Here is a 20,311-nt window from a genome sequence, read left to right on the forward strand (position 1 = left end):
AAATAATACCAAATTTACAAATTAAAATCGAACTCAAATTTATACGTCAATAAAAATAGCCTTTTTAAAACAACAGGAAGCATATAGTGGTGGCTGTCCCACTTTCGAATCTATATTTTGGCTAAGCAAACAATATCAGTAACCAAAATTTTTAAAAGAAAAACCAGTTCTGATTTGCTTGTGCCTTTATATCGCAATTGGTTGTACTACTAAATAACTAAGTTGCGAAGTAATTTCTTTTTGCTAGCTATATGACAAAAAAAAGACCGCTCGTGGCAGCGGTCTTTCTTTACTAACTCAACAATGAAACTAACCAATTAAACTTGTTTTAAAAAACATTTAACAATGACAAGGACTATTTTCATAATCCATTACAACAGTATTTAAAATATTTGTTTTGGGACAAAAAGGGTTTTGAATCCTGATTACAATGTAAAGATACCATTAAACTCAGGGTACCAAGTGATGTTTTCGATAAGTGCTGATAAACCTTAGGTAAACGGTTTAAAAGTGTAGATGAATGAAATTTTATAAGAATAATCAATAATACAAATTGTAATTTTTAGTAGGCAAATTGTACCTCATCATTATCAATACCAAGAGCTTTGCGAACATCAGTTGTATTTGGAAGGTATATTTTATCATTGATTGTCTTGAGGAAAGGTCGTATTTTAGCAATACTTATAATAGTTATTGATGTACTGCTACTACTCAATTTCAAGGCTTCATACTTAGTTAATGGTCCTGCCCATTCTAAATTATAGCAGTATCCTAAAGCATTTTTCCTTACGAAAGTAATATTTGAATCGTTCTGAACAGTCCATCTTTTGGACACCAATAAATAATGGTATAAATCATCATTTGAAGAATCAAGAGCTAAAGTTGATCCATTGGGTAAATTTACTTTCATAGTTGCTATTTTAAAACCTAGTCTAAAATAGCATATTTATAGATTAAGTGCAAAAATAATCGATAAAATACATTATTTGTATGTTTTTGTAATAAAAATACTAATCTATAGTACGTTGATTCTTTTTAAAAGTTCTGTCTTATTTGATCTACTAATTGGAATCACATCTTTTGCAATTAAAACACTGTTATCTTCTATATCTATAATTTTAGTAACATTTATGATATAGGAACGGTGAATTTTTAAAAATAAATCTTTGGGAAGTTTATCTTCTATTTTTTTCATTGTTGAATGAACAATATAATTTTTGTGATCCGTTTTTATATGAATGTAATCCCCTTTGGCTTCAATAACGTTTACTGATACATTATCAATTTTTATCAAGCGGCGGTCTATATTAACATAGAAATGATTGGACTTTTCTTCGACTTGAGAGGTTATTTTTGATAGTGACTCATCTGCTTTTATAGCAATAACTTTATGAATCGCTTTTATAAAACGAGATTCAGTTATAGGTTTTACAAGATAATCTACAATACACTCATACTCAAAAGCTTCAAAAGCAAAATCTCTATCAGAAGTTACCAATATAATATGTGGAGGATTTTTAATGCTTTGAATAAAGTCAAAACCTGTGAAATTAGACATGTGAATGTCCAAGAATATAAGATCTACTTGATTTTGATTTAAAAATTTCATTGCATCAATAGCACTTGAAAATTCTCCAATACATTGAATATCTGTTGAAGTTATTACAAATTGCGCTATGATAGCTCTTGCCATTTCTTCATCATCAACAATAATGCAATTCATGCGTCTTTTTTTTTTATAGTTTTACAACAAAATCCAACATCGTCTTTAAAATTACCTCAAAATCATTTTTTAAAGTTATCGAGTCATTTTTTAAATTATGCTCATAATCAACAGCAAGATAATAACTTTTTTCGAGACCTAGTATAGAAATTTTATGTTTGAGTTTATGAACGGATTGTGCAGCATTAAAAAAATCAAATTGCTGCATATAACTGTCATACATTTCAACCTCAAAGGGTAGCTCTTTCTTTATGATGGATATAATTTTCATCCTAAATTGTCCATTTTGACCAGACAATTCATTCACATAATTCAAATTAGGTGTTTCCATGATGTATCGGTATTGTGAAGAAAAAAGTGGTCCCCACTTTCTCTTGGCTTTCAAGCCAAATCCTTCCTTTATAAAACTCAATTATTCTTTTTACGATTGAAAGTCCTATCCCTGAGGAGTTATCGTCATTTTGTAATTTAGAAAAAATATCAAATATTTTTTGATGGTATGCTTTAGGAATACCTATCCCGTTATCTTTTATTTGAAACAAATATTCTTGTTCCAGTACAGTACTTGAAATATCAACTTTAACATACTCTTTATCATTATATTTCAACGCATTTTGAATTAGATTTTGAAACAGCTGCTTCAATCTATAATCATTTCCTTTAAGAGTAGGAAGCTCATTAATTACCTTAACACTAACATTATTTGAGATTTCAATAGTTTTCAAACAATCATGAACTAAAACATTCAAATCAATAAAACGTTCTTCGTGCATGTGATTTTCAATAGAAGAATAATTTAATACCCCTTTAATTAACGAATCCATTTTCTCTACGTTTGATAGAATCCTGTTTAACGACTCCAAATTAGTTTCATTCATTAAGGATTCATTGTCTTGTATGAACCAATTAATTAAAGTGTCTATGCTACGTAAAGGCGCCTTTAAATCGTGTGACACCATATGAGCATATTCATTCAATGCTTTGTTTTGTTTTTCAAGATTGAACAACAATTCTTCTCTTTGTTTGTTGATCTTTACAATCTCAATGGATTGCTGCTTGATGAACTCTGAAGAATCAAAAACTTCAGTATTGACTATAATTTCTTGACCCACACCCATTGAATCAAGAATGGATTGTAAATTTTTATTTAATTCTTTTAATCTTTCGGCTTCATCCCGTAATTTTTGATTTGCTTCAAATAACTCGTCAGAGCTAATTTTAGTAGCCCTTTGCAACAGCTCTATTTGACTCTCATAATTTTGGTACGATTCATTAACTGCATCCAAAAAGATATCCAGATCATTAAGACCTCCTGCTAATTTTTTATCTATTTGCCTTTTTAATAATGAATGCATTATTCGCTAATTAAGGTTAGTGTCATCGTTTGATTGTGCAATTCGCAAGTTGTTTCTCCGTTTAAAGGAGCCATTTCTCCGTATGAATAAAATCCTGCAACAGGAACTTGCAAGCCAATAACCTCTCGAACATGTTCTATCTCTTCCTCAACACGCTGATTCATCACTAATTTCCTTCCCACGCAGCTCACTAAAAGAGCTAACTCAGGAGAATTGACACGGTTTTTAATGCCAAATTTTGCAGCAGTATTAGCGCCTTGTGCAATGCCGTCAACAGATGCCATCATGAGTTGAACTCTTGAATTTACTGGAACATCACCCGCAAGAATCATAGACTGCTTTTCATTATCTATATTTAAAATAGTACGCACCACAGGTTCACTCTTACCGCATGGTTTAACATTCAATGGATACAACAAAGAGGCTTGCGGAAGTTCACTAGATTTATCACCCAAATATTTTTTGTATAAGTCTAATGCCGGTTGTCCATCAATTTCATATAAAATATTTGCCGATGACTTTGTGATTACGCGCTCAGGACCAAATGGAATCCAACCACCAAAACTGGCATACGAAACCTCTAATGACGAACCATAAAACCCGATGAGAATTACCTCTCCTTCTTTTGGATCGTCCTTGTAAGAGGCAAGTGTTTTTTCAAAACGCGCATCATCGCCACACATCCCACCTGTTATTGACAATCCTGAGGTTATATTAGCTTCAAGTCCCGCAATCAATGAGCTTCCGTTTACAAAGCTCCCCTCTGAAAGTACAAATAAATGTTTCAGATTTTCTTTTGGCATTTGTTCATACAAGTGCTCACCTAGTTTTTTAGCATCTTTATTGTGCTCTAAAATATTTGCTCGTTTGACAACAAAACAAGTTTTTTCAAACTCGATCGCAATTACTGAAACAGAATTTTCATTAACACTTGAACCTGAAATTTCTCCTGAAGTAGATCCAAAAACTAGATCCTCATAAGGAAACTCATTACGAATATCCTGTACGTTTTCATTATTTTCTAATAAAAATCGATTCCCAAAAACCAGAACAAGAGGGTTTTGCAATCGTGATTTTTCCTGTATGTATTTCCAACCTCCATGGGCAGATTTGCTTGCTTGAATAATTTTCATGACTCCTTCTTTAATTTCACAAAAAATGTGGTCCCTACGCCTTCCTGACTTTCCAACCAAATATCTCCTTGGTAAAAAGTAATAATCTTTTGCACAATTGACAAACCTAGACCTGTTGAATGTTTACTTGTTGTGAAAGACTTAAATGTTTCAAATATTTTTGAATGAATCGCTTTTGGCATTCCTACCCCATTATCCTTTATGGCAAAAATATAATTATCACCATCTTGATTAGCAGAGATCTCAACTAAACCTTGTTTCTTATCAATATAATTTACAGCATTAACGATCAAGTTTTGAAACAATTGCTGCATTCTAAACTTATCAGCCTTAATTCTAGGCAATGTACCTATAATGGAAACTCTTATATGATCTGGAAGATGAATAATGTCTATAATATTCCGTACAATTTCATGTAGATCTATATTTTCTGACTTTACAACCTCTTTATCAATTTTTGAATAGGTCAAAATTCCCTCGATTAAGTGATCCATTTTTTCCACTTTGTGCTCAATTAATGAAAAATAATTCTGCGTTTGCGCCTCAAAATTATTTACATTTTCTTCTTTAATCCACGAAATTAATGAGTTAATACTACGTAAAGGTGATTTTAAATCATGTGAAACTATTTGTGCATACTCCTCTAGCTCTTTGTTTGTTTTTGCTAAGTCCAATATCAATTTCTCTTTTTGTGATTCTAATTCCTTTTGAGCACTAACATCTTCTTCAATAGCAAAATATTTAATTATCTTTCCCTTTTTATCATATAGCGCTTGTCCTTGTATACGCACCCAATATTTCTCCTTATTTTTAGAATAATTGATAATCTCACAATTAAAAGGAAGGCCTTTACTAATTTGATTCCTTAGATATAAAATGACATCAGGATTCGATTCTGGACCTTGCAATAATTCCCCAGGTGTGCGCATTGCAATTTCCTCTTTGGAATATCCTGTCATTTTTAAAAAACTTGTATTGGCCCACTCTATTCGACCCTCTTTATCTGCAATGACAACTGAATTTAAATTTTTCTCGGCAATTAAAGACAACAAATACAATTCTTGCTCTTGACTTTTTTGATCCGTAATATCAAGATGGATTCCTATAGAACCTATTAAGTTACCGTGTAAATCATAATTAGGTGCTCCGCTTATCAGCCATATTCTTTCTTGATTATTTTTATCAAACACACGCAACTCATAGGAATCTGTTAATCCTTTGGATCTTAATTTATCTTTTGCCTTCAATACACTTTTACCACCTTCATTAACAAAAACATCTATGGCATTATTTCCTAAGAGCTCTTGCTGAGTATACCCACTCATAGTTGAAAATCTGTGATTGGCCATGGTGATGTTATTATCAAGGTCAACCTCAAGCAAGCCAAGATTCATATTTGCAATTATTCCTCTATACTTTTCTTTTTCAATTTGTAAACTTTCTTCATACCTTTTTTTGAGTGTTATATCCTCAATCATGGCAAAAAACTGCGTAACCTTGCCCTTTTCATTAAATATGGGTTGACCTTTGGCCTTGGTCCAAAACGAACTACCATCTTTCCTGCCATGCTTCAATTCAATATCAAACGGGAATCCATTAAAAAAAGATCTTACCATTATTCGCAACTGTTCATCATCAGTATCCGAGGTCTTACCAATTTCTATTGGAGTTTTACCCATAATTTCTTCTCTGGTAAAGCCCGTATAGGAACAATAGGCATCATTGCACCAAAATATTTTACCATTGGGCTTGGTAAAAACGATACCATTGTTGTTTAAACTAGCTACTAGTGAAAGTCTTTTAAACTCTTCTTCGTCTCGCTTTTTTTCAGTAATATCTTCTATTAATGTAAAATATTCTTTTACATTTCCATGACTATCAAACAAAGGTTGTCCCTCGGCCTTAGCCCAAAACCAAGTATCATCTTTTTTGTACTGTATTAATTCTTGGTTAAAATGCTCTCCAGCAATTTTCGCTTTTTTAATAGCATCAAATGCAAATTGCTCAGATAAAGCACCTTGAAACAACTCTTGTGTCGTACTTCCTATAGCATCTTGTAATGAGAATCCTGTCAGTTTTACAAAACCTTCATTGGCCCAATTTATGGTTCCATCAAGTGCTGTAAAAATTACCGCATTAACATTAGTACTTGCAACAAGGGACAATCTGTTTAACTCTGCTTGGCTTTTTTTCTGTTCCGTGACGTCGCGTCCATAAATATTTACATACCCAAGGTCCTTGAGTGTTATGCATAAAAATGAATAGTCTCTACCATTTGTATGGGTTTCAAAAAACCATCGATCTTTGTCAAAATCAATTTGAGTAACAATGTATTTAAAAAAATGCTCTGTGCTGTACTCAATGTCATTATGAACAAATGTTGTTAATTGTTCCGCTGCAAGATTTCTTTTAAGGAGATTTCCTTTTGTATCAATTCGAATTAAAGGATCTGGATTTTGTGTAGTGAATAGTGCAATATCTTGGATCTCTTTATTGGCTTGTTTCAACTTGTTTTTTTGATCATTGATGGTCATCAATAATTCTTTTAATTCCTTAGAAGTGTTATCAGCATTGTTAAGAACATGCAACAAATCAATTGAGGGATCATTTGGAGCAAAATCTTCAAATGTCAAGCCTTTGTTCATGAGTTCAACCATCGAGGTAAACCAAGGAGATCCAACAAACAATATATTTTCACCTAATAACTCAAACTGTCCTCGCAGGGAAAGACCAGAAATATTGTGCTGCATTACAACATGATTGTTACATTGTGCAACAATACTCTGAAAGGAAACCGAATCTACATGTGGTCTTCTAATTTTAAATACGTTTGTAAACAAAACGTTGTTCCCTAAGTCTTGACATACTTTACCTAGGCTTGAACCAAAACTTATAATTTCAAAATTTGGAGACACCAAAATGTAAAACGGGAACAATCTATTCAAACTGTTTTCATCAAAACAAAGTGCTAGATTTTTCATGGTATTACCAATTAATTTTGAATATCTCGTGAGTATTACCCTCGTTTCTTGATTGTAATAAAGTTATAGTGACTGGAGTTTTGTAAACAATACTTAATCCTTGAATAATTCCTTTCACAAAATCCTGAAGCCCAACTCTCTTAGAGTGATAATGCAAATAAAGCCCAGATGCTGAAACATCACTCACTTTAAACTCTGGGGGTGTCAACTTAGGATATACAAGCATAACCCTGTTGTGAAAATTAGGTAAATTGATTAAAAAATCCCTTAGACTTTTTCCTCCAGACTCCATTAACCCCGGATACTTCTCAGATGTAGTATGCACTACCCACCATTCTCCAAAAGCAATCAATACCTGACTCAAAGTCATGTTCATTTCCTCTGAAAGCGCGGTAGCAATTTGGTATGTAATAGCATCGTCGTAAACTTCATTACTGAGAAAAAAATCAACATCAATCCCGCTTTTTTCATGAACAGTCTCCCATTTTTCTCTACCAAAATTAGCAACTACTAAGTCCTCTATTGATTTATTTACAATACCATACATATACTTAATTTGTGATTAACTCAGTTGAACCCCAATAGTCAACAAGTTTAGTTATTCTATCCACATATTCATCATATTTTAAGGGCTTAAGGATATACCCAGCAATCCCTATACGGTAACATTGTAACAAATCAGAACTGTTGCTTGATGTTGTTAAAACAATAGCAGGGATGTATTTTAAATAATCATCGGATTTTAATAAACCTAAAAATTCAATTCCATTTATTTTTGGCATGTTTAAGTCTAAAACAATAATGTCAGGGATAATTTCTTTTTCCTTTAAAATTGCAATAGCTTCTTCCCCATTATTTGCCTCAACAATCTTATGAGCTGTTTTCAAGTTACTCAAAACTCTGTTGAACTTCATTACTTCAATTTCGTCGTCTTCTATAAGTAATATGTTAAGTGCCTTTATCATTGTAATTGAGTATTATTTTTTAAGTACTAAAAGTACTAAAGTTTTACCCAACCTTACGGCTCTATCGATAATACTGAATTTAATATAGACGAAAACCCATTAAGTGTCGATAAGTGGTCATAGTAAATTAAGTTCTAGTCGAACTTTTTTAGGCAAACTAATACAAATTAATTCATAAGAATGTTGAATCAATTCTTTAATCAAATCATCTGAAACCGATTGATTAATAGCTATCGTGTTCCAATGGATTTTGCTCATATGAAAACCGGGCTGAATGTCATCATATTCTGAACGCAATTCAAGAGCGCGCTCTGGATCACATTTTAAGTTAACAGATGGTTGACCTTTCTCCCACTGGATTAAAGAAGATAACGCAAACATTTTACCTCCTACTTTAAAAACCAAAGTGTCTTCATCAAAAGGAAAATGTTCTGTCACACCTTTTTTAGAAAGGCAATATTCGTAGTAGGTTTCTAAATTCATAGCTATTGAATAAGGTATAAAACAGGTTTACTCGGACTAGCGTCATTCTCAAAAGAAGCGATTTGTAAATTCAGCAAATAACTACCATCTTTAACTTCATTAGCCACATAAATCATTTCGGTAATGGTACAATGCAGTCGTGCATCAGCATTCAGATTATTGACATCGGTTACATCCCAAAAGGCTTTGTGTGCCAATAATTTTCCATCATCTTTTTCTTTATCCACACTAGGCAAATCAATCAATAAGTGCTGAATTCTGCTTTCGCGAATGAAGCGCGCGGCATCTTCCTCTAGATAAGACGGATTTGTATTCGAATATTTCAAATGCTTTTTATCCTCTAAATTGGGTAATGTTCTAATAACAATTGCTTCAGGAGTTTTTCCTTGTAAAGCTTTTTCAATTTGGCTTCTGGTAATCACCAAGTCTTCCCCTTTTAATTCCGGTTGAACAGAAATTAATTCAGCGAAAAAGAAAAACTGTTTCAAACATTGATTGATGCTGTAAAAATCTCGCGTGATATGACCCAAGCACTCCGTATGCGTACCATGTCCGTGCGGATTGAAGAAAATATTATTAAAGTTCGTCGATGATTTCCCTTCAGACACTTTCCCGATCCAATTCCCAAAAACCACGGGTTCTATGACTGGTTTATCAATGTACCAAGCAATAGGATTTTCATCCGTATTGGTTAACGGAATCGAAATATCAAGGGGTTTTGATAAGTCGATTTTAAAGGTGTTGTTGATGGTTGCTATCATTTATGCTGAATTTATTTCAGCATCTCATACTGAGATACGTTTATAAACTCAAATATAAATCTTTTAATTTTGGATTTAATAATTTTATCAAGTTCAATTTCCATTCTTTATGCCAATTTTTCAATTGTTTTTCTCTTACAAAGGCATTTTTATAATCTTCAAATTCTTCAAAATAAATTAAAATTGTAGCATTGTATTTTTTTGTAAAAGCTGCGCCATTACCATTTATATGGCGTATCATCCTCTTTTTTAAATCTTTAGTGACACCAATATATAAAATAGTATGATTTTTATTGGTTAAAATATATACAAATCCTTTTTGCAAAATCTCGTTTTAAAATGAACAGATCCTGAAATTAATTCAGGATGAACAAATCACTTGCAATTCCATCCGTCAAAAACTTTCCTTTTGATGTTGGTTTCAAGATGTTGTTTTCAATAAAAACCAAATCATCATTAAGGAATTTCTGCGTCTGTTTATTCAAATATTTCAAATATTCGTTTCCGAATTCACTTTCAATTCTGGTTAATGAAACGCCCCAAATAGTCCGCAAACCCGTCATTACATATTCGTTATAACGATCAGCAACAGATAAAAATTCAACTTCATTAGACAATTTGTCTTGCTGAATACCTTTTAAATACATTGCATTATTCGCTATGTTCCAACTCCTTGAAACACCATCATAACTGTGCGCTGATGGGCCAATTCCTAAATATTTTTTCCCTAACCAATAAGCCGAATTGTTCTTTGAAAAATAATTGGCTTTGCCAAAATTAGATAACTCATAGTGTATAAAATCATTCGCTTCCAATGTTTCTACCAAAATAGCAAAGTGTTCTTGAGCAGATTCATCGTTGGGTTTGGCTATTTTTCCCGTTTGGATGAGTTTTTTTAATGCCGTTTTGGGTTCAACGGTTAAGGCATAACTAGAAATGTGCGGTATTCCAAAAGACAAAGCAGTCTCGATATTTTGTTTCCATTTTTCGTTACTCATACCAGGAATTCCGTATATCAAATCAAGAGAAATGTTGTCGAAATATTGGGTAGCTTCTGCTAAACATTTTTTGGCTTCCGCCGAATTATGAGCTCGATTCATCAGAAGTAAATCCTCTTCAAAAAACGACTGAATCCCAATGCTTAAACGATTTATTTTGCTTTTTGAAAGTTCAAGTATTCGATCGCTAGACAAATCGTCTGGATTGGCTTCGAGCGTAATTTCGGGATTCTCAACTACTTTAAAATTAGCGTATACCTCATTTATCAAAAAATTAATTTCGTCAGAATCCAATACGCTTGGCGTCCCTCCTCCAAAATAAATGGTCTCAACTTGTTCCTTTTCAAACTCGCTTTTGCGCATTTGCAATTCTTTGGCAATAGCCAAAACCATCTCCTCTTTCTTCTTCATAGAAGTCGAAAAATGAAAATCACAGTAATGACATGCCTGCTTGCAAAAGGGTATGTGTATGTAGATCCCGCTCATTTCTATAGTATTCAGTCACAGTCGCAGTTTACAGTTGCTGCGACTGAAAACTATTTCTTAACTCGTTCCTCATTTTGTTTCACAAAAGCGTCCCAACCGGTATAACTTTTAGCGCCAACCACTTTTCCTGAATTGAAAAAATGACAAACCGCTGCTGCCAATCCATCTGTACTATCGAGATTTTTAGGTAATTCTTTCAATCCTAAAAGTTGTTGCAGCATTTTGGCTACCTGCTCTTTTGTTGCATTTCCGTTTCCGGTGATAGCCATTTTAATTTTCTTGGGTTCGTATTCCGTAATCGGGATATCTCTAGAAAGTCCTGCTGCCATCGCCACACCTTGCGCACGACCCAACTTCAGCATCGACTGCACGTTTTTACCAAAAAAAGGTGCTTCAATTGCAATTTCATCTGGATGGTGTGTATCGATTAACTCAATCGTTCGTTCAAAAATGATCTTCAATTTTTGATAATGATTGTCGTATTTTGACAATTGCAATTCGTTCAATTGCAAAAAATGCATTTTTTTATTGACAATTTTGATCAACCCAAAACCCATAATCGTGGTTCCAGGGTCAATTCCTAATATGATGCGTTCGTTTGACATTATTGTTTTAAAAATTTCATTTCCATATCTATCATTTCTTTTTCCATAGCCGAAATTTTATTTCGAATGACCTCGTTCTTGTTATTTATTACAAAAAAACGTTCTTTTTTTTGGACATAAAACTCATTTACAATTTTATTCGGATAATTTGATGGGGAACAAATCATCTCATATTCAAATGGAATAACTAGTTTATTTTGTAGTGTTACAACTCCATATTTCCCATTCTTCAACAAAATAATATTTTGATCAGTAAGATAATATAACTTATCATAAACAGTCGGAATCACAACTTTTCCTTCTTTTGTAATCAATCCAAACTTCTCGTTTTTTGTAACAAAATGATAATTAGAACCAGGCCCGTACTCGACCCAATTTGACATTTCACTATATTCAAAAGGAATAATAACTTTTCCCGATCTGTCAATTACACCGTATTTATCTTTTAACTTCACTATAAAGCGATTATCATGATCATAAGTACAAGGTGAAATATCCTGATAAATAAAATCAAAAAGAATTTTAAAGTTATAATCTACAATCCCAACCTTTTCCTTTTTCTTTATGATATAATATTTCTCATCCTTATATGAGCTAACATATTCATTGTCTATTGGCAAAACAATTTTATTCTTGGAATCTATCAATCCGTATTTTCCATTGTTTTTTACGACTGTTTTATTTAAACCTTCAAAACGCTCTATTCCTTGATACTTTAAAGGGATCAAAATGTTACCTCGATCATCAATCACTCCCGAAAGTCCGTCCATCCCTTGAACTTGATAGACAACTTTGATTTTATTATTTATCTTAACATGATCTTTAAAATAATCTCTTACCCTATCAATCAACACATTACCTTTTGTGTCAAATAATGTAAGACTGTTTTTCTTGAATCCCACGTAACTATCTGACTCACTATACTCTTCTTGCAAATAACCTATAGAGTCAAATTGAGTTCTAATTACCTGACTGTCTTTCAAATTTATGAGTCCATAACGGTTGTTTACAGATACAATTGCTAAATCATTTGTATTAAAATTTGTAGCAAATTTATATTTACCAAATGGAATTTTTACCGCTAAATTAGAATCTAAAAACCCTAATTTGCTTTCCTTTCTCACTAAAACCAAACTGCTATTAGTGAACTTAATTTCATCGTATTCAAAACTCGACATTGGTTTTCCTGAAATGGAATAAAATGCCCATTTATTATTTTTACATACAGCAATTAACTTAACCGATTCTAAAACAATAATTTCTTGAAAATTGAAAGGAACAATAGTTTCTCCTTTTTTATTGATTAATCCATAGTTAAAATTTTTTTTAACTAAAGCTAAACCTAAAGAATTAAAATCATCTGCTTGGTCAAACTGGAAAGCTATAACTTCTTTTCCCTTTCTATCTAAAAAACCATACTTACCCTTAATTTTTGCAGCAGCCAGCCCTTCTGAATACAAATCTAATTCATCATATATAATTGGAACAATTTCATTTTGATGAATATCTATATAGCCCTTTTTGTCCCCTTTGGTAGCATGGATCATATCATGATCGTCTATTGGATTCAAAAAAGCATATTTTCCTAAGGGTATTACAACATTACCTTTTGAGTCATTAAACCCCCACGAATCATCCACATTAACTCTTACATATACAGCTGATTCATCAACGACAATTCCTTTTTTACAAGAAAAAAACGGTAGAACCATTAGTAATACTATCAAAAGTGATTTTGCCAAACGATTTAGTTTAAAGTTTTGTTACTTTGTAACGATGATTTCAATTCCACACAAAACTAAGCAATTCCTCGTACTTCTAATCAAAGTTTTGATTGTGGCCGGTGCGTTTTATTTTATTTACAATCAACTAGCCCATAATGATAAATTAGACTGGCAAAAATTCATTGTTCTATTCCAAAAAAACCAATCCATTGCTGGAATTGCGTTTATTTTAGTACTGAGTGTTTTGAATCGGTTTTTTGAACTATTGAAATGGCAAAACCTAGTAGCATTTATCCATAAAATCCCATTGAGTGAAGCTATAAAACAAGTTCTGGGCGCACTAACTGCTGGTCTTTTTACGCCAAACGGAGTGGGAGAATATGCCGGAAAAGCACTCTTTTTTGAAAAAAAAGAAACCAAAAAAGTCATATTCCTAAACCTGATTTGCAACGGAATTCAAATGATTCTGACTGTTATTTTTGGGCTTTTTGGGTTGCTGTATTTTAATGCACAATACCATGTAATTACAATAAAAACAGTTGCGTTGATTTTTGGAATGGTTTTACTCCTTTTCATTATTTTATTTTCGGTCAAAAAAATTACTATCAAAGGATATTCAATCGAAAAACTAATTCATAAAATTAATGAAATTCCGAAACACATACATCAAAAAAACATCTTTTTAGGTATTTGTCGCTATCTAGTTTTCTCGCACCAATATTACTTTTTGTTTTTAGCTTTTGATGTTGATTTACCTTACTTCACCTTGATTGCAACAATTTCATCCGTTTATTTTTTAGCATCTTCCTTACCCACTTTTCAATTTTTGGACTTTGCTGTTAAAGGAAGTGTAGCGGTTTATTTCTTTGGAATTCTTGGCGTAAACGAATGGATTGTAATTTTTATTTCGACCTTGATGTGGTTTTTAAATGTAGTTTTACCTGTTGTAATTGGCACGTATTATGTTTTGAATTTTAATAGTAAATCCATAATAAAAGAAACTAAAACACAATAAAAAGATGCTATTCTCAATTATAGTTTCCCTCATCATACTTTTGTACTGCTTAGCAATACTGGCGTTAATTTATGGTTTTAAAAAGGTAACTACAATAAATTACTTGGGCTTAAAGCCAAAAACAAAATTCTCAATTATTGTTCCTTTTCGCAATGAAGCTGAGAATTTACCCGTTTTATTAGAAAGTTTGTCGAAGTTGAATTATCCAATGGAATTGTTTGAGGTAATTTTAGTAGACGATGAATCTAAAGAAGAATATAAAGTACCAAGTTTCAAGTTTCAAGTTTCGGTTATAAAGAATATTCGTGTTACTAATTCGCCTAAAAAAGATGCGATTGTAACTGCAATGCAAATTGTGAACTCCAATTGGGTTATTACCACCGATGCCGATTGTATAGTTCCAGAAAACTGGTTATTAACTATGGATAATTACATTCAGCTTCATGATGTAGCTATGCTTTCTGGTGCGGTCACGTATGCGTGTACTAATTCATTTCTACATCAGTTTCAGCAATTGGATTTGGCGAGTTTACAAGGAGCAACTATTGGAAGTTTTGGCATTAACAAAGGATTTATGTGTAATGGTGCTAACTTTGCCTATACCAAATCCTTTTTTCAAGAGCTTAATGGTTTTGAAGGAAATGACAAAATTGCGAGTGGTGACGATGTATTCTTGCTCCAAAAAGCAATTGCAAAATCACCCGAAAAAGTGCATTATCTAAAATCTGAAAACAATATTATAATTACAAAACCAATGAACGATTGGAGATCCTTATTTTACCAACGCGTTCGCTGGGCTTCTAAAACGGGTTCTTATCAAAGTAGTTTTGGAAAAGGATTGGGATTGATGGTTTTTGCTGGGAATTTGAGTTGGGTGTTAATTCTTGGATCTTGGTTCTTAGGTTTAACAACTTTTCAAGATATTATTTTAGCATCTACTTTAAAGTTCACTGTTGATACCTTTTTGATTTATAAAACCAATCATTTTTTATCTAAAAGGAAAATGCGTCATTTGATTTTAAGCAGTTTATTTTATCCTTTTTTTAGCACAAGCGTGGCTTTGTTTTCTTTGTTTGGTAAATACGAATGGAAGGGTAGAAAATTCTAATGTCACTGGAGCCCAAGCCCAGATGGAAATAGCTCCTAGACCGACTGATCTCAATATAAAATTACTCTACTTTTAAAATCACCGGAAGAATAAATTGTGTTTTCACGGGAACACCACGTTTTATGGCTGGATTAATTTTTGGAAAATCAACTAGACGAACTTTAAGTATGCTGTCAATTTTGATTTTGTCATACGCTATAGAATCTTTTGGAAATTGAGGTTCAAACTGCATCGTTGCATTTGGAAAAATAGTAACTTTAACTTCAATAGTATCCAATTCAGGATAAAGAATTGAAAGGGTATCTACACTCAATTTCTCCTGAATCAATTGAGTTAAAACCTCAAAAAAACACTTTTGACGTTGTTTTTTATCTTCAATTTTTTCACAATCTACCACAGATGGATACTCATCAACCTCTTTCCAATTGATGGATTTCAGTTCCTTTTGTAAAAGCTCTTGCTCTGAAGGAACAGGAGTCTCAAAATACTGACAGGAGTGAAAAATAAGAAAAACTATTAAAAGATAATATGGCTTCAAGATATGTGTATTTGCTATTTTTTTTAAAGTATAAAACTACAACTATTTTTTTTGCGAATTTTTGATTTTCAAATAATCCTCATAACTTTCAGCAAACCATTTGTTTTTACTCTCGGTAGCTATAGCATTTTGATCTGGATACAAGGCAGCAAGGCGTTCAGAAAAAATAGCTATTCGAATCGTATAAGAATAAAACTCCTCTTTACTTAAAACAGTTGGGCTTGCTTTTTTATCAAAAAATTCAAAAAAAATCGCATCAAAATCTTTCATCGAAAAATTTAACACTTTCATTTTGTTCTTCTTATATATACTATCTTTTACTAAAGCATCTTTTTGATTCTCAAAACCACCCTGAGCATAAATAGAATTACAACTACTCATAATTAGTATTAAGAACACTAAAAGTGACAAACTATTTATTGCTTTCATTTGAAAAATTCGAGTTATATTTATGTTGTACAAAAATACTAAAAATAAATTATGGATTTATTTCTTTTACTTCTTGGTTTTTGTTGTGTCATTGCCGGTATATTTGGGAGTTTTTTACCCGTATTACCAGGCCCTACTATCAGTTGGGTTGGTATAGCAATATTGTATTTAACACAAGCTGTACCTATGAACCACTGGATTCTTTGGAGTACCTTACTAATAACTATTGTAATTTCTATTTTAGATTATATTATTCCTGCCAAAGGAACTAAAAAATTTGGCGGCAGTAGTTATGGTATTTGGGGTACCAATATTGGACTTGTGATTGGGATATTTGCACCAATCCCTTTTGGATTTCTTATTGGCCCTTTCTTGGGTGCTTTAATAGGCGAACTTATTTATGATTTTAAAGATCAAAATAGAGCTCTAAAAGCCGCTACTGGCTCTTTCATTGGCTTCCTCGCCTCTAGCTTCATGAAGTTTGTACTTTGTATGGTTTTTTTAGGACTCTATATTTGGATTGTTTGGCAACACAAAGCAGTTTTGTTTTGATTTACGACATGTAAACTAAATTCATATCCATTACTATTTGAATTTGACAAAAACAAAAAAAGCTTTTCAATTAAGAAAAGCTTTTTTATTACTGGCGGTCTGGACGGGACTCGAACCCGCGACCCCATGCGTGACAGGCATGTATTCTAACCAACTGAACTACCAAACCAGCATTATTTTATATACCTTTTGATTCTAAAATTTAATTGATTAACGAAAGCAATTGAAGTTCAAACAATTAAAAACTAAGCTCTTTTCAATCTAAAAATTAAAACCCTTCCTTCAAATTAAATCAAAAAAGCTATTCGCCGAGGCGAAAAGCTTTTCATTGGTCTAACTACTAAACCCGCTACGAGTTACAAATTCGTAGCAAACAACACAACTAACGTTAAAAACCGTAAAGGGGCAAAAAAGCCTTTCTGTTACGAAAGGCTTTCCCCAATATTGCGGTCTGGACGGGACTCGAACCCGCGACCCCATGCGTGACAGGCATGTATTCTAACCAACTGAACTACCAAACCTCTGCGTTATTGCGGTGGCAAAGATACAATAGATTTCCGTTTGCGCAAGCCTTTTTTAAAAATAATTTCAAAAAAATTATCACTTATTATCCAAAGTTTTGTTTTTCAGCTAAATATGTCATCATTATTTTTTCAAAATTTTCATCTACATGAACTGGAACGTACTTAATTCTGTTTTGCGAGCAAGTCATAGACAGCTTTTTTAAGTATAATTGCATCTGATTTTGATATTCTTCTTGAACCGTATCTGAGAAAACAGCAACTTCTTCTCCTGTTTCCACATCAACAAACTTCCTAGGTGTGTTGTCAAATTCAAAATCAAGCTCCGTTTTGCCGTCAATTACATGAAACAAGACTACTTTGTGCTTATTGTGCTTTAAGTGCTGTAGGGCACTAAATAAGGCTTGTTCTTTTTTAGAATCAACAGACTCGCCAAAACTCTGAAACATATCCGTAAACAAGATGATCATAGACCTACGATGCATCTTCTCGGCTATTTGATGTAAATATGTTACGGTATCTGTACTTTTTGCAACCATAGGCTTTTGCAGCAAGCCTTCAAGAGCATTTAAGATCATCCTGTGGTGTCGGTCGCTTCCTTTCTCAGGTGCATAGTACTCATACGTATCCGAAAAAACACTTAAACCAACAGCATCTCTCTGTTTCTTTAATAAATTCATCAATACTGCCGAGGCCAATACTGAAAATCCTATCTTATTCTCAAAAAAGTTTTGGTTCGCTTTCAATTGAGGATAATGCATAGAAGACGAATTATCAATTACAATATGACATCTTAAATTAGTCTCTTCTTCATAACGCTTGGTATACAACCTATCGGTTTTAGCATACAGCTTCCAGTCAATATGCTTTGTGCTCTCTCCAGCATTATAAACTTTATGCTCAGCAAACTCTGCCGAAAAGCCATGAAACGGACTCTTGTGCATCCCTGAAATAAATCCTTCTACAACTTGATTAGCGAGCAATTCAAGGTGCTGGAAACTAGTAATCTTTTCTATTTGCGATTCAATCTTCATAATCCAAATATATTAAAAGATTAAATGATTTAAAAATTAAAGCGCTACATAACAAGATTAGCCCAAAATAAAACACAAAACTGTTCTTAAACAAAAAAAGGTTTGACTTGCGCCAAACCTTTTTGATATCTAAAATTGATTCTAAAACTTCAATGTTAATTACAACAAAGCGTCAAGACTATCTGCATACGTTTGCTTAGGAGCTACTCCTACTTGCTTTCCTACTACTTCTCCGTTATGAAAAACCAATACTGTTGGGATATTTCTAACGCCGTATTTTGCAGCAAATTCCTGATTGGCATCAACATCAACCTTACCAACAACCACTTTCCCTTCGTATTCGTTGCTTAATTCATCAATGATTGGACCTACCATTCTACATGGTCCACACCATGCTGCCCAAAAATCTACCATAACTGGTTTGTCTGATTTCAAAACTACTTCTTCAAAAGTAGCATCCGTTATTGCTAATGCCATAATATATATTTTAAGTTTATGATTTGAATTTTTAAATATTCAAACTAGAGTACAAATTTATAAATTAAAAACAAATCAATCACTATTCCCAAATTAGTTTTGACTATTAATCTATTATCAATTCCTATATACTTACTTTATACTAGAAATTTATTTTCTTTTGGAGCTTTTTCCCGCTGTACGCTGTATTCCCGATAAATAAAAACTACGGCTAAAAAGCCTTGTTTTTCTAAATCGGGAGATGCCGCTTCCATCAGGGCTATGAAAACAATCTCCGAAACCTATTTTACGATACAAAAAAAGGGATGCTCTTTCGAACACCCCATCTTATTAAAACTTTTTATTAAATTACAAACTGTACTTTAATCCAAGAGTTAATCCTAAACCACTAATACCAACGTATGAACTGATATCATCAGAAGCTTTTGTATTATCAAAGCCTGCTGAATTTGTTGTTCTATTATTTGAAGTACTGTTAATCTGCTCTACATAGTTTACGTGATTTACAGAATACGAAGCATCTGGACGAAACGATGTTGGAACAGTCAATTTATCTACGCCATTTTCAGTATACGCTTTCGTTTCTTTAGATTTACCGTGTACTGTAAAGTTACGATACTCCAACTCTCCGTAAACTGAAATGTTTTTCCCTAATTTATATGATGTACCTACAACTGCCATAAAACCAACTGTTGGGTTTGGCAAAACTTTTTCCTTTGTATAAGAATTTACAGTTCCTGCTGGCGTTGTATATACTCTGTTCGTCTCGATTGTTAAATCACCATGAACTGGTACAATTACACCAACTTTTGTGTAAGGTTCAAAACCATTTGACTCTCCTAAGAATAAAACAACAGCTGGAGCTAAATCAAATGCTGTAATTTTTCCTTGTGCTTTTCCTGTTGCAAAAACTGGACCTGGAGCAACTAGTCTATTAACTGTTTCCACCATTGTTTTGTTGCTGCTTTTGAAATAATTCAATCCAAGCTCAAAACCTAATCTAGAAGAAACGCGGTAACCAGCAGTTAAACCAGTTCTAAATCCTTCTCCAAAAGACCCGTGATTCGTTTCTCTTGAAAGCAAAGTTGTTCCATTTGCTGCATATACATCCGTGTTTGGTAATTGACCTGAAACTACAGGAAATTCTGTAGCCGCAGTTTGCATAAAATAAGAACCACCTAATTTAAAATACCAACTTTCATTTTTTTCTGTTTGGGCTACCATAGTCATTGTACATAGTGCAAATCCCAATAAGAATAATTGTTTTTTCATGCTATTGTTTTTTTATATTTTATGCAAAAGTACTTCAATTACACTAATAATTTCTCAAAAACAGCATGAAGATGGATGTTAAATTTAACTATTCATTAAGAATCAGTACTTTATAAAAAGTGTTGAAAAAAAATTACAAAAGTCATTCCTA

The 20,311-nt window shown here is 32.8% G+C and carries 22 protein-coding genes and 2 tRNA genes; 3 read left to right on the forward strand and 21 right to left on the reverse strand.

Annotation, left to right across the window (positions count from 1 at the left end; all coding sequences use genetic code 11):
- Nucleotides 1–562: 562 nt before the first annotated feature.
- The 14 genes from DNC80_RS02920 to DNC80_RS02985 form a co-directional block, all read right to left on the reverse strand.
- Nucleotides 563–910 (reverse strand): hypothetical protein, encoded by a 348-nt coding sequence (locus tag DNC80_RS02920; protein WP_182649072.1) that lies wholly within the window; start codon nt 908–910, stop codon nt 563–565.
- A 105-nt stretch (nt 911–1,015) separates the two neighbouring features.
- Nucleotides 1,016–1,723, reverse strand: a complete 708-nt coding sequence (locus tag DNC80_RS02925; protein ID WP_182649074.1) for a LytTR family DNA-binding domain-containing protein — start codon at nt 1,721–1,723, stop codon at nt 1,016–1,018.
- A 13-nt stretch (nt 1,724–1,736) separates the two neighbouring features.
- A complete protein-coding gene (locus tag DNC80_RS02930; protein ID WP_182649076.1) occupies nt 1,737–2,054 on the reverse strand; it encodes an Hpt domain-containing protein in 318 nt (105 codons plus the stop codon).
- The gene (locus DNC80_RS02935; protein WP_182649078.1) at nt 2,041–3,078 is read right to left on the reverse strand and encodes an ATP-binding protein; all 1,038 of its coding nucleotides are present in this window, start codon (nt 3,076–3,078) and stop codon (nt 2,041–2,043) included. The genes DNC80_RS02930 and DNC80_RS02935 overlap by 14 nt, the downstream gene beginning before the upstream one ends.
- On the reverse strand, nt 3,078–4,211 hold the full coding sequence (locus DNC80_RS02940) for an FIST signal transduction protein (RefSeq protein ID WP_182649080.1): 1,134 nt from the start codon (nt 4,209–4,211) through the stop codon (nt 3,078–3,080). Before DNC80_RS02940 ends, DNC80_RS02935 begins: the two co-directional genes overlap by 1 nt.
- Nucleotides 4,208–7,192: a PAS domain S-box protein gene (locus DNC80_RS02945; protein WP_182649082.1), complete on the reverse strand. Its 2,985-nt coding sequence runs from the start codon at nt 7,190–7,192 to the stop codon at nt 4,208–4,210. The genes DNC80_RS02940 and DNC80_RS02945 overlap by 4 nt, the downstream gene beginning before the upstream one ends.
- A 4-nt stretch (nt 7,193–7,196) precedes the next feature.
- Nucleotides 7,197–7,739 (reverse strand): heme NO-binding domain-containing protein, encoded by a 543-nt coding sequence (locus tag DNC80_RS02950; protein WP_182649084.1) that lies wholly within the window; start codon nt 7,737–7,739, stop codon nt 7,197–7,199.
- A 4-nt stretch (nt 7,740–7,743) separates the two neighbouring features.
- Entirely contained in the window at nt 7,744–8,157 is a 414-nt protein-coding gene (locus DNC80_RS02955; RefSeq protein ID WP_182649086.1) for a response regulator, read from the reverse strand.
- Nucleotides 8,158–8,274: 117 nt separating this feature from the next.
- On the reverse strand, nt 8,275–8,640 hold the full coding sequence (locus DNC80_RS02960; protein ID WP_182649088.1) for an MmcQ/YjbR family DNA-binding protein: 366 nt from the start codon (nt 8,638–8,640) through the stop codon (nt 8,275–8,277).
- 2 nt (nt 8,641–8,642) lie between these two features.
- Nucleotides 8,643–9,401, reverse strand: coding sequence for a cyclase family protein (locus tag DNC80_RS02965; protein ID WP_182649090.1), 759 nt, complete (start codon nt 9,399–9,401; stop codon nt 8,643–8,645).
- Nucleotides 9,402–9,441: 40 nt separating this feature from the next.
- Nucleotides 9,442–9,726, reverse strand: a complete 285-nt coding sequence (locus tag DNC80_RS02970) for a GIY-YIG nuclease family protein (protein WP_182649092.1) — start codon at nt 9,724–9,726, stop codon at nt 9,442–9,444.
- Between the two features lie 31 nt (nt 9,727–9,757).
- Nucleotides 9,758–10,885 (reverse strand): radical SAM family heme chaperone HemW, encoded by a 1,128-nt coding sequence (gene hemW, locus DNC80_RS02975; RefSeq protein ID WP_182649094.1) that lies wholly within the window; start codon nt 10,883–10,885, stop codon nt 9,758–9,760.
- Between the two features lie 50 nt (nt 10,886–10,935).
- Nucleotides 10,936–11,490 carry a crossover junction endodeoxyribonuclease RuvC gene (gene ruvC, locus DNC80_RS02980; protein WP_158728399.1) on the reverse strand — a complete coding sequence of 185 codons (555 nt, stop codon included), beginning with the start codon at nt 11,488–11,490 and terminating at the stop codon, nt 10,936–10,938.
- A complete protein-coding gene (locus tag DNC80_RS02985; protein WP_182649096.1) occupies nt 11,490–13,232 on the reverse strand; it encodes a WG repeat-containing protein in 1,743 nt (580 codons plus the stop codon). Before DNC80_RS02985 ends, ruvC begins: the two co-directional genes overlap by 1 nt.
- A 34-nt stretch (nt 13,233–13,266) precedes the next feature.
- On the opposite strand from DNC80_RS02985, the gene DNC80_RS02990 reads away from it, so the two are divergent.
- Complete coding sequence (locus DNC80_RS02990) at nt 13,267–14,229, forward strand: lysylphosphatidylglycerol synthase domain-containing protein (protein WP_182649098.1); 963 nt, start codon at nt 13,267–13,269, stop codon at nt 14,227–14,229.
- 4 nt (nt 14,230–14,233) lie between these two features.
- Entirely contained in the window at nt 14,234–15,337 is a 1,104-nt protein-coding gene (locus DNC80_RS02995; RefSeq protein WP_182649101.1) for a glycosyltransferase, read from the forward strand.
- Nucleotides 15,338–15,398: 61 nt separating this feature from the next.
- Here the strand turns inward: DNC80_RS02995 and DNC80_RS03000 are convergent, their stop codons facing one another.
- Together DNC80_RS03000 and DNC80_RS03005 are read right to left on the reverse strand one after the other, a co-directional pair.
- On the reverse strand, nt 15,399–15,875 hold the full coding sequence (locus DNC80_RS03000) for a hypothetical protein (protein WP_182649103.1): 477 nt from the start codon (nt 15,873–15,875) through the stop codon (nt 15,399–15,401).
- A gap of 42 nt (nt 15,876–15,917) precedes the next feature.
- The gene (locus tag DNC80_RS03005; RefSeq protein WP_182649105.1) at nt 15,918–16,304 is read right to left on the reverse strand and encodes a hypothetical protein; all 387 of its coding nucleotides are present in this window, start codon (nt 16,302–16,304) and stop codon (nt 15,918–15,920) included.
- 51 nt (nt 16,305–16,355) lie between these two features.
- On the opposite strand from DNC80_RS03005, the gene DNC80_RS03010 reads away from it, so the two are divergent.
- Entirely contained in the window at nt 16,356–16,856 is a 501-nt protein-coding gene (locus tag DNC80_RS03010) for a DUF456 domain-containing protein (protein ID WP_182649107.1), read from the forward strand.
- A gap of 92 nt (nt 16,857–16,948) precedes the next feature.
- Here DNC80_RS03010 and DNC80_RS03015 read toward each other — a convergent pair.
- The 5 genes from DNC80_RS03015 to DNC80_RS03035 all read right to left on the reverse strand — a co-directional run bounded on the left by DNC80_RS03015 (nt 16,949) and on the right by DNC80_RS03035 (nt 20,160).
- Nucleotides 16,949–17,025: transfer RNA gene (locus DNC80_RS03015), tRNA-Asp, on the reverse strand.
- A gap of 278 nt (nt 17,026–17,303) precedes the next feature.
- Nucleotides 17,304–17,377 (reverse strand) — tRNA-Asp (locus DNC80_RS03020).
- Nucleotides 17,378–17,463: 86 nt separating this feature from the next.
- Complete coding sequence (locus DNC80_RS03025; protein ID WP_182649109.1) at nt 17,464–18,411, reverse strand: DUF58 domain-containing protein; 948 nt, start codon at nt 18,409–18,411, stop codon at nt 17,464–17,466.
- Between the two features lie 159 nt (nt 18,412–18,570).
- Nucleotides 18,571–18,888 (reverse strand): thioredoxin, encoded by a 318-nt coding sequence (trxA, locus tag DNC80_RS03030; protein WP_024980008.1) that lies wholly within the window; start codon nt 18,886–18,888, stop codon nt 18,571–18,573.
- A gap of 348 nt (nt 18,889–19,236) precedes the next feature.
- Nucleotides 19,237–20,160 carry an outer membrane beta-barrel protein gene (locus DNC80_RS03035; protein WP_182649111.1) on the reverse strand — a complete coding sequence of 308 codons (924 nt, stop codon included), beginning with the start codon at nt 20,158–20,160 and terminating at the stop codon, nt 19,237–19,239.
- Nucleotides 20,161–20,311 lie beyond the last annotated feature (151 nt).

The sequence above is a fragment of the Flavobacterium sp. SOK18b genome, assembly GCF_014156605.1.
Classification (GTDB): domain Bacteria; phylum Bacteroidota; class Bacteroidia; order Flavobacteriales; family Flavobacteriaceae; genus Flavobacterium; species Flavobacterium tiangeerense.

Bases quoted from the DNA above. Each gene is read 5' to 3' on its own strand.
- DNC80_RS03005 (WP_182649105.1), bottom strand. From the start codon at position 16,304: ATGAAAGCAATAAATAGTTTGTCACTTTTAGTGTTCTTAATACTAATT.
- DNC80_RS02925 (WP_182649074.1), bottom strand. From the start codon at position 1,723: ATGAATTGCATTATTGTTGATGATGAAGAAATGGCAAGAGCTATCATA.
- DNC80_RS02955 (WP_182649086.1), bottom strand. From the start codon at position 8,157: ATGATAAAGGCACTTAACATATTACTTATAGAAGACGACGAAATTGAA.
- DNC80_RS02965 (WP_182649090.1), bottom strand. From the start codon at position 9,401: ATGATAGCAACCATCAACAACACCTTTAAAATCGACTTATCAAAACCC.
- DNC80_RS03035 (WP_182649111.1), bottom strand. From the start codon at position 20,160: ATGAAAAAACAATTATTCTTATTGGGATTTGCACTATGTACAATGACT.
- DNC80_RS02920 (WP_182649072.1), bottom strand. From the start codon at position 910: ATGAAAGTAAATTTACCCAATGGATCAACTTTAGCTCTTGATTCTTCA.
- DNC80_RS03010 (WP_182649107.1), top strand. From the start codon at position 16,356: ATGGATTTATTTCTTTTACTTCTTGGTTTTTGTTGTGTCATTGCCGGT.
- DNC80_RS02935 (WP_182649078.1), bottom strand. From the start codon at position 3,078: ATGCATTCATTATTAAAAAGGCAAATAGATAAAAAATTAGCAGGAGGT.
- DNC80_RS02990 (WP_182649098.1), top strand. From the start codon at position 13,267: ATGATTTCAATTCCACACAAAACTAAGCAATTCCTCGTACTTCTAATC.
- DNC80_RS02945 (WP_182649082.1), bottom strand. From the start codon at position 7,192: ATGAAAAATCTAGCACTTTGTTTTGATGAAAACAGTTTGAATAGATTG.
- trxA (WP_024980008.1), bottom strand. From the start codon at position 18,888: ATGGCATTAGCAATAACGGATGCTACTTTTGAAGAAGTAGTTTTGAAA.
- ruvC (WP_158728399.1), bottom strand. From the start codon at position 11,490: ATGTCAAACGAACGCATCATATTAGGAATTGACCCTGGAACCACGATT.
- DNC80_RS02950 (WP_182649084.1), bottom strand. From the start codon at position 7,739: ATGTATGGTATTGTAAATAAATCAATAGAGGACTTAGTAGTTGCTAAT.
- DNC80_RS02940 (WP_182649080.1), bottom strand. From the start codon at position 4,211: ATGAAAATTATTCAAGCAAGCAAATCTGCCCATGGAGGTTGGAAATAC.
- DNC80_RS02930 (WP_182649076.1), bottom strand. From the start codon at position 2,054: ATGGAAACACCTAATTTGAATTATGTGAATGAATTGTCTGGTCAAAAT.
- DNC80_RS03025 (WP_182649109.1), bottom strand. From the start codon at position 18,411: ATGAAGATTGAATCGCAAATAGAAAAGATTACTAGTTTCCAGCACCTT.
- DNC80_RS02960 (WP_182649088.1), bottom strand. From the start codon at position 8,640: ATGAATTTAGAAACCTACTACGAATATTGCCTTTCTAAAAAAGGTGTG.
- DNC80_RS02995 (WP_182649101.1), top strand. From the start codon at position 14,234: ATGCTATTCTCAATTATAGTTTCCCTCATCATACTTTTGTACTGCTTA.
- hemW (WP_182649094.1), bottom strand. From the start codon at position 10,885: ATGAGCGGGATCTACATACACATACCCTTTTGCAAGCAGGCATGTCAT.